This window comes from Streptomyces sp. NPDC030021, assembly GCF_055574035.1.
In genome coordinates, this window is the sequence record NZ_JBVIAH010000041.1 from 24,070 (window position 1) to 32,276 (window position 8,207).

Consider the following 8,207-nt stretch of genomic DNA (forward strand, 5'->3'; position numbering starts at 1 on the left):
CCGATCCGGCCCAGGGTTCGCGAGCCGAGGAGACGTCCCGGAGGGGCACCGCCCCACCCGAAGCCGCGCCGCCGCGCCCGGCCAGGGCCACCGCGCCCGGCCCGAGCCACCGCGCCCGGCTAGGCCTGCGGCCCCGGGCCCGCCTGCCCGGCCTGCCCGTCCCGCTCGGCCCGCGCAGCGACCTCGGCCTGTTCCGCCGCGTGACGCGCAAGCGCGGCAGCGCGGCCGCGGACGTACCAGATGCCGATGAGGCCGAGGAAGCCACCGGCCGCGCAGGTCCAAACCCACCACAGCTGGCCCCGGTCGGCGAACCACCCGTAGAAGGGCAGCTGGACCAGGAAGAGGGCGAACCAAAGGATCGTGCCACCTGTGACGGTGGCGACGACAGGGCCCTCCAGGGGCTCGGGCGCCTCGTGCTTCGCAATCCATTTCGCCATGCGGCAAGTCTAGGCGGCGCGAAATGACATCTACGCGCGGAGATGGACGCCCTTTCGTTCATGTGTTCATACTGAAACGGTTTGGGCGCGGCCCATTTTCTTCGTATGAACCACCCAATGAGGACCGTATGAGTACCCCGGCCCCCGCCCCCGCAGCCATCGCCCCGGAGCCTTCCCCCCAGGAACCCTCCGGCCCGCTGGACCGCTATTTCAAGGTCTCCGAGCGCGGCTCGACCCTTGCCCGCGAGGTCCGCGGCGGCTTCGCGACCTTCTTCGCCATGGCGTACATCATCGTGCTGAACCCGATCATCCTGGGCAGCGCGAAGGACATGTACGGGCACCAGCTCGACGGCGGTCAGCTGGTGACGGCCACCGTCCTGACGGCGGCCTTCACCACCCTCCTCATGGGTGTCATCGGCAACGTCCCGATCGCGCTCGCCGCCGGCCTCGGCGTCAACACGGTCGTCGCGCTCCAGCTCGCCCCCCGCATGAGCTGGCCCGACGCCATGGGCATGGTGGTCCTGGCCGGCTTCGTGGTGATGCTGCTGGTCGCCACCGGCCTGCGCGAGCGGGTCATGAGCGCCGTGCCGCTGGGCCTGCGCAAGGGCATCGCCATCGGCATCGGCCTGTTCATCATGCTGATCGGCCTGGTCGACGCGGGCTTCGTCTCCCGCATCCCGGACGCCGCGCACACCACGGTCCCGCTGCAGCTCGGCGCCACCGGTCACCTGGACGGCTGGCCGGTCCTGATCTTCGTGATCGGCGTGCTGCTCACGCTCGCCCTGCTGATCCGCAAGGTCCCGGGCGCGATCCTGATCTCCATCGTGGCCATGACCGTTGTCGCCGTCGTGGTCCAGCTGATCGCGAAGCTGCCCGACTCGGGCTGGGGCCTGACGGTCCCCGAATGGCCCGGCAACCCGGTGGCCGCGCCCGATTTCGGGCTCGTCGGCGAGGTCAGCCTGTTCGGCGGCTTCGGCAAGGTCGGAATGCTCACCGGCATCCTCTTCGTCTTCACCGTGCTGCTGTCCTGCTTCTTCGACGCCATGGGCACGATCCTCGGCGTCGGCGACGAGGCGAAGCTGATCGACAAGAAGACCGGCGAGTTCCCCGGGATCAACCGGGTCCTGCTGGTCGACGGCCTGGCGGTCGCCTCGGGCGGCGCCACGTCCTCCTCCGCGACCACCTGCTTCGTGGAGTCCACGGCCGGGGTCGGCGAGGGCGCCCGTACGGGTCTGGCGAACGTCGTGACGGGCAGCCTCTTCGCCGTGGCGCTGTTCTTCACCCCGCTCGCCACCATGGTCCCGTCCCAGGCGGCCACCCCGGCGCTCGTGGCGGTCGGCTTCCTGATCCTGGCGGGCTCGGTCAAGGACATCGACTGGAGCGACTTCACCATCGCCGTCCCGGCCTTCCTGGCCATGGTGATGATGCCCTTCACCTACTCGATCACCAACGGCATCGGCATCGGCTTCGTGAGCTTCTGCGCGCTGCGCCTGGCGACCGGCCGGGGCCGCGGGGTCCCGGTGGCCATGTACGTGGTGTCGGCGGTGTTCGTCTTCTACTACGCGATGCCCGCCCTCGGCCTCGGCCAGTAGCTACGTCAGCCCGTAGAACTTCTCTGTCTCGTCGACGGCCGCCTTGAAGCGCTCGTCGAAGTCATCGCGAATGAGCGTCCGGACCACATAGTCCTGGACGCTCATTCCGCGTTTGGCGGCGTGGATCCGGAGCCTGTCGAGGAGCTCCCCGTCTATGCGCATGCTCAGCACATGTGTCCCCATGCCGAAAGAGTCGGGGCACAGGGTGCGTACGCGTGTCGCTTTCAGCCGCCGACTCACCCGTATGAGTGACCCCGGGTGTGAGCCGGCAAACCGGTTTTCCTTAGGAAGAGTAATGAGTTACCCTAAACACATGCATGACCTTTCCCATGGCGACGACGCAGCCGCCGTGAACGACCTCCGCTCCGCCGTCATGCGGCTGGGGCGACGCCTGAAGCACCAGCGCGTCGACGAGTCGCTGAGCCCGACCGAGATGTCGGTCCTCGGCACCCTCGCCCGCTGCGGCCAGGCCACACCCGGCGAGCTCGCGCGGCGGGAGCACGTCCAGCCGCCGTCGATGACGCGCATCGTCGCGTTGCTGGAAGCCAAGGGACTGGTCACGCTGGAACCGCACCCCGACGACCGCCGCCAAAAGGTGGTCCGCCAGACGGAGGAGGCCGAAGCGATGCTCGAAGAGAGCCGCCGCAAGCGCAACGCCTTCCTGGCCGGGCTCGCTGCCGAGCTGACCGAGGACGAATGGGCCAAGCTGCGCGCGGCCGCCCCCGTCCTGGAGAAGCTCGCGCACCTGTAAGGAACGACGCCAGGAGGCGAACGCTTTTGAGTACGGGAACCGGAGCAGATTCCGCACCCGGCCACATATCCACCCCCTCTACCGCCGCGCCCGTCGCGGCACCCGCGAGCAAGGGCTCCATGTTCAGCTCGCTGAAGATCCGTAACTACCGGCTCTTCGCCACCGGCCAGGTCGTGTCCAACACGGGCACCTGGATGCAGCGCATCGCCCAGGACTGGCTGGTCCTCTCGCTGACCGGCTCCGCCTCCGCCGTCGGCATCACCATCGCCCTGCAGTTCCTGCCGATGCTGATGTTCGGCCTCTACGGCGGCGTACTCGCCGACCGGCTGCCCAAGCGGCCGCTGCTCCTCGCCACCCAGAGCGCGATGGGCCTGACCGGCATCGCCCTCGCCGTCCTCACCCTGGCCGGACACGTCCAGGTGTGGCACGTCTACCTCGCCGCATTCGCGATCGGCCTGGTCACCGTGGTCGACAACCCGGCCCGGCAGACCTTCGTATCCGAGATGGTCGGCAAGGAGCAGGTGGCCAACGCCGTCAGCCTGAACTCGGCCAACTTCCAGTCCGCGCGGCTGGTCGGCCCGGCGATCGCCGGTGTGCTGATCACCGCCGTCGGCTCCGGCTGGGCCTTCCTGCTGAACGGACTGTCCTTCGCCGCGCCCCTCGCCGGCCTGCTGATGATGCGGACCCACGAACTGCACCCGGTCGAGCCGAGGCCCCGCGCCAAGGGGCAGCTGCGCGAAGGCCTGCGCTACGTCGCCGGCCGCCCGGAGCTGATCTGGCCGATCGTGCTCGTGGGCTTCATCGGCACCTTCGGGTTCAACTTCCCGATCTGGCTCTCGGCCTACGTCAGCGACGTCTTCCACGGGGACGCGGGCACGTACGGGCTCTTCAACACCCTGATCGCGGCCGGCTCCCTGGCGGGCGCCCTGCTCGCGGCCCGGCGCGGACAGTCCCGCCTGCGGGTGCTGGTGGCCGCGGCCGTGCTGTTCTCGGTCCTGCTCCTGGTGACCGCCTTCGCACCCGGCTTCTGGCTGTTCGCCGCCCTGCTCGTCCCCATCGGGATCTTCGGCCTGACGGTCAACGTCACGGCCAACTCCAGCGTGCAGATGGCGACCGACCCCGAGATGCGGGGCCGGGTCATGGCCCTGTTCATGATGGTGTTCACCGGCGGCACCCCGCTGGGCGCCCCGCTGCTGGGCTGGATCACGGACACCTACGGCGCCCGGATCGGCATGGCCTCGGGCGCGGTGATCTCCCTCGCCGCCTCGGTCGCGATCGCGGTGGTCCTGGCCCGTGTCGGCAACCTCCGGCTGCGGGTGAACCGCCGCGGCGTGACCTTCGTCCCGGCCGTCCCGCGCCACCCCGAACTGGTGACGGTGGCCTGACCCCGCCGGGCTCCGCGCCGGCGAGGCTGAAAAGACCGGGGCTCCGCCCCGAACCCCGCTCCTCAAACGCCGGAGGGGCTGAAATGTAGCCTCGCCGGCGATTGAGGCGCGGGGGTTCGGGGGCAGAGCCCCCGACAACGGCGCCGCGCACGGCTACGCTCGCCGCATGAGACTGTTCGCAGCCGTCCTCCCGCCGGACGCGGCCGTCGCCGAGCTGGCCCAGGCCGTCGACCCTCTGCACGACGACCACCTGACGTGGACCGCGCGAGCGGGCTGGCACTTCACGCTCGCCTTCATGGGCGAGGTACGGGACGAGGTGCTCCCGGAGCTGCACACCCGCCTGGAGCGGGCCGCCCACCGCACACCCCCCTTCGCACTGCGGCTGCACGGCTGCGGCCACTTCGGGGAGCGCGCCCTGTGGGCCGGCGCCGCCGGGGAGCTCGCCGCCCTGCGGATGCTCGCCGAACGGGCCGACGCCGCCGCCCGGCGGGCCGGTGTACCGATGGAGCAGCACCACCGGTACACCCCGCACCTCACCCTGGCCCGCAGCCGCAGCGCCACCACCCCGCTGCGGCCCTACCTGGACGCCCTGGCGGACTTCGAGGGCACGCCCTGGCAGGTCGACACGCTCAGCCTGGTCCGCAGCAACCTCCCCGTCAGCGGGGTGCCGGGCGAACAGCCCCGCTACGAGACCGTCGGGGCCTGGCCGCTCGGCGGCTGAACCCGCACGCCCCCCGGCCGGAGCCGGGGGGCGTGCGGGAGAGCGGGCGGGCCGCGTTAGGCTCGACGGGTGGATCCCAAAACCAGAAACCGCGTGATGGCCGGTGTGCTCGTACTGATGTTCGTCGTCGTGGCCGTGGCCGCCGCCGTCGGCCAGTAGCCCCTTGGGGGTGTCCTGCCCCGGGCAGGACCTACCAGGCGAAGGCCTCCGGCGACGCCCCGGGACCGGGGAAGATCTCGTCCAGGCCCGCCAGGACCTCCTGCGAGAGCTCCAGCTCCGCCGCGCGCAGCGCCGAGTCGAGCTGTTCCTGCGTACGCGGCCCGACGATCGGCCCGGTGACCCCGGGGCGCGTCAGCAGCCAGGCCAGCCCGACCTCGCCCGGCTCCAGGCCGTGCTTGTCCAGCAGGTCCTCGTACGCCTGCACCTGCGCGCGTACGGCGGTGTTCGCCAGCGCGTCCGCCGACCGGCCGGAGGCGCGGCGGCCGCCCTCGACCTCCTTCTTGATGACCCCGCCCAGCAGGCCACCGTGGAGCGGGGACCACGGGATGACCCCGAGGCCGTACTCCTGGGCCGCCGGGATGACCTCCATCTCCGCGCGCCGCTCAGCGAGGTTGTAGATGCACTGCTCGCTGACCAGGCCGAGCCGGCCGTGGCGGGCCGCGGTCTCGTTGGCCTGGGCGATCTTCCAGCCGGGGAAGTTGGAGGAGCCCGCGTAGAGGATCTTGCCCTGCTGGACCAGGACCTCGACGGCCTGCCAGATCTCCTCGAAGGGGGTCAGCCGGTCCACGTGGTGGAACTGGTATACGTCGATGTAGTCGGTCTGGAGCCGCTTGAGGCTGGCGTCGACGGCCCGCCGGATGTTCAGCGCCGACAGGCGGTCGTAGTTGGGCCAGGTGTCGGCCTCGCGGTACATGGAGCCGTACACCTTGGTGGCGAGGACCGTCTTCTCGCGGCGGTCGCCGCCCTGGGCGAACCAGGTGCCGATGATCTCCTCGGTGCGGCCCTTGTTCTCGCCCCACCCGTACACATTGGCAGTGTCGAAGTAGTTGATGCCCGCGTCGAGGGCGGAGTCCATGATCGAGTGACTTTCGGGCTCCCCGGTCTGGGGGCCGAAGTTCATGGTGCCGAGAACGAGTCGGCTGACCTTGAGGCCGGTGCGTCCGAGCTGCGTGTACTTCATGGGGCACTAGCCAACTGCTTCGAGTGCGCTCGAAGCAAGACCCTGCCGTGAAGGGCGTGTTACAGCGCCTGCGCGGGCCGGTAGGGGCCGCCGATCCCCCACGCCTGGTGCAGGACGGCCGCGAACTCACCCGCCAGCCGGTGCTCGCCCGAGGCGTTCGGGTGAGTGCCGTCGTAGGTGTCGCGGTGGATGTCGTACGCGTCCGGGCGCGCGGCCAGCAGGATCGGCGAGGCGTCGGTCGTCAGGTCGGCGACCGCCTTCGCGAGGAGCTCGTTGAAGCGGGCCACCTCGGCCGCGAAGGGGGCGTCCTCCTCGGCCCGGCTGTTCGGGATGACCGGCAGCAGGACCATGCGGACGGCGGGGCGGGCGGCGCGGGCCGCGGCGACGAACCGGCGGGCGTTGGCGGCGGTCTGCTCGGCGTCGGTGTAGAAGCCGAGGTCGATCAGCCCGAGGGAGACCAGCAGGACGTCGGCGCCGGTGTCGGCGACCGCGGGGCCTATGAGGGGGGCCATGTGCTGCCAGCCCTCGCCCCAGCCGGCCAGATGGCGGCGGGCACGCTCCGGGAAGCCCGGGTCGGCGTACGCGTGGCTGGTGGGCGTGTCGGCGACGGTGTCGTACAGCTCGCAGCGCGGACCGACGATCCGGTAGGGACCGCCGAAGGTCGAGCTGAGGTGCTGCCACATCCGGTAGCGCCAGGTGTAGTCGCCGGCGCGTCCGATGGTCATGGAGTCGCCGACGAACATGAAACGCATCCGGTCATCATCGCGGATCGCGCGACAGAAACCCCTGTGACGCCGGACACGCGGCACGTACTGGCAGGCTGGGGGAATGCGCCTGCCCATGCCGTCCGCCGCCGCGTCCGCCGCCGTTGCCGTCACCGCCGCCGTCGCCGCCGCACTCGCCGTGCTGCCGGGCCCGGCCCTCGCCGCGGACATCCCCGCCACGTCCTCCTTCACCATCTCCGACCCACGGATCAAGGAGTCGAGCGGCCTGGCCGCCAGCCGGATCCACCCCGGCGTGTACTGGACGCACAACGACAGCGACGACGGGCCGTACATCTACGCGGTGGACTCGGCATCGGGCAGGACGGTGGCCCGCGTGACGCTGACGGGGATCGGGAAGCCGCGCGACGTCGAGGCGATCTCGCTGGGCCCGGACGGGCAGCTCTACGTCGGGGACATCGGCGACAACCGCAACGGCACCTGGGACCACGTGTGGATCTACCGCTTCCCCGAACCGAAGCAACTGGGCGATGTCACGGTCGAGGCCACGCAGTTCACGGTGAAGTACGCGGACGGGGCGCGCAACGCGGAGGCCCTGATGGTCCATCCGGTGACGGGACGCGTCTACATCGCGAGCAAGGACGAGAACAAGGGCGGCCTGTACGAGGGTCCCGCGGAGCTGACGACGGGGGGCACGAACGTGTTCCGGCGGGTCGCTGCCGTGCCGTGGGTGACGGACGGGGCGTTCTCCCCCGACGGCACCCGGCTGACGCTGCGGGGCTACTTCACGGCCCGCACCTACCCGTGGAAGGACGGCCTGCCGGTGGGTGAGGGCGAGCGGGTGGACGCGCCGTGGCAGGGCCAGGCGGAGTCGGTGACGTATTCGCCGGACGGCTCCACGCTGATGTTCGGCGCGGAGGGCGAGGGCAGCCGGGTCATCGCGGTGCCGGTCGCCGCCGCGTCGGCCTCGCCGCAGCCGGGTGCCCCTTCGGAGGCGGCCTCCACGCCGGATCTGACGGGCAGCTTCGGCAAGGGAGCCCTCCTCCTCGCGGGCGGCCTGGCCCTGGTTTTCGGCGCCAAACGCCTCTTCCGCCGCCGCCGCTGAATCCGGCCCCTCCGGGCCCATCCAGCGCCTCCGGGCCCATCCGGCCTCGCCGGGCCCATCCGGCCTCGCCGGGCCCATCCGGCTTCGCCACGCCAACCCAGCCCCTCCGGGCCCATCCAGCCTCGCCGGCGTTTGAGGCGCGGGGGTCCGGGGGCAGCGCCCCCGGCAGCGGCGCCGCGCCGGAAACCAGACGGTTCGGCGCCCGCGCCGTTGGGGGGGGGGGGGGGGGGGGGGGGGGGGGGGGGGGGGGGGGGGGGGGGGAGGGGGGGGGCGGGGGGGGAAGGGTAGATCGAAAGGAGCGCAAGGGAGACAAA

Annotated in this window: 9 protein-coding genes; 5 read left to right on the forward strand and 4 right to left on the reverse strand. The window is 71.4% G+C overall.

From position 1 onward, the window contains the following. Positions 1-119: 119 nt before the first annotated feature. Positions 120-437: a DUF2530 domain-containing protein gene (locus tag ACZ4YL_RS40575; RefSeq protein ID WP_468123476.1), complete on the reverse strand. Its 318-nt coding sequence runs from the start codon at positions 435-437 to the stop codon at positions 120-122. Between the two features lie 128 nt (positions 438-565). Here ACZ4YL_RS40575 and ACZ4YL_RS40580 point away from each other — a divergent pair, with 128 nt between their 5' ends. Continuing rightward, complete coding sequence (locus tag ACZ4YL_RS40580; protein WP_468123477.1) at positions 566-2,029, forward strand: NCS2 family permease; 1,464 nt, start codon at positions 566-568, stop codon at positions 2,027-2,029. On the opposite strand, the gene ACZ4YL_RS40585 is transcribed toward ACZ4YL_RS40580, so the two are convergent. After that, on the reverse strand, positions 2,030-2,212 hold the full coding sequence (locus tag ACZ4YL_RS40585) for a hypothetical protein (protein ID WP_030010567.1): 183 nt from the start codon (positions 2,210-2,212) through the stop codon (positions 2,030-2,032). A gap of 130 nt (positions 2,213-2,342) precedes the next feature. On the opposite strand from ACZ4YL_RS40585, the gene ACZ4YL_RS40590 reads away from it, so the two are divergent. The 3 genes from ACZ4YL_RS40590 (at position 2,343) to thpR (ending at position 4,886) form a co-directional block, all read left to right on the forward strand. Continuing rightward, positions 2,343-2,780 carry a MarR family winged helix-turn-helix transcriptional regulator gene (locus ACZ4YL_RS40590; protein ID WP_030010566.1) on the forward strand — a complete coding sequence of 146 codons (438 nt, stop codon included), beginning with the start codon at positions 2,343-2,345 and terminating at the stop codon, positions 2,778-2,780. Positions 2,781-2,806: 26 nt separating this feature from the next. Beyond that, positions 2,807-4,165: an MFS transporter gene (locus tag ACZ4YL_RS40595; RefSeq protein ID WP_468123479.1), complete on the forward strand. Its 1,359-nt coding sequence runs from the start codon at positions 2,807-2,809 to the stop codon at positions 4,163-4,165. Positions 4,166-4,331: 166 nt separating this feature from the next. Next, a complete protein-coding gene (thpR, locus tag ACZ4YL_RS40600; RefSeq protein ID WP_468123480.1) occupies positions 4,332-4,886 on the forward strand; it encodes an RNA 2',3'-cyclic phosphodiesterase in 555 nt (184 codons plus the stop codon). A 190-nt stretch (positions 4,887-5,076) separates the two neighbouring features. On the opposite strand, the gene ACZ4YL_RS40605 is transcribed toward thpR, so the two are convergent. Together ACZ4YL_RS40605 and ACZ4YL_RS40610 are read right to left on the reverse strand one after the other, a co-directional pair. Next, positions 5,077-6,066 carry an aldo/keto reductase gene (locus ACZ4YL_RS40605; RefSeq protein ID WP_468123482.1) on the reverse strand — a complete coding sequence of 330 codons (990 nt, stop codon included), beginning with the start codon at positions 6,064-6,066 and terminating at the stop codon, positions 5,077-5,079. A gap of 59 nt (positions 6,067-6,125) precedes the next feature. Then, positions 6,126-6,818: a GDSL-type esterase/lipase family protein gene (locus tag ACZ4YL_RS40610; RefSeq protein WP_468123484.1), complete on the reverse strand. Its 693-nt coding sequence runs from the start codon at positions 6,816-6,818 to the stop codon at positions 6,126-6,128. 76 nt (positions 6,819-6,894) lie between these two features. Between ACZ4YL_RS40610 and ACZ4YL_RS40615 the strand changes: the two genes are divergently transcribed. Further along, positions 6,895-7,893, forward strand: a complete 999-nt coding sequence (locus ACZ4YL_RS40615) for a YncE family protein (RefSeq protein WP_468123485.1) — start codon at positions 6,895-6,897, stop codon at positions 7,891-7,893. Positions 7,894-8,207: the final 314 nt, after the last annotated feature.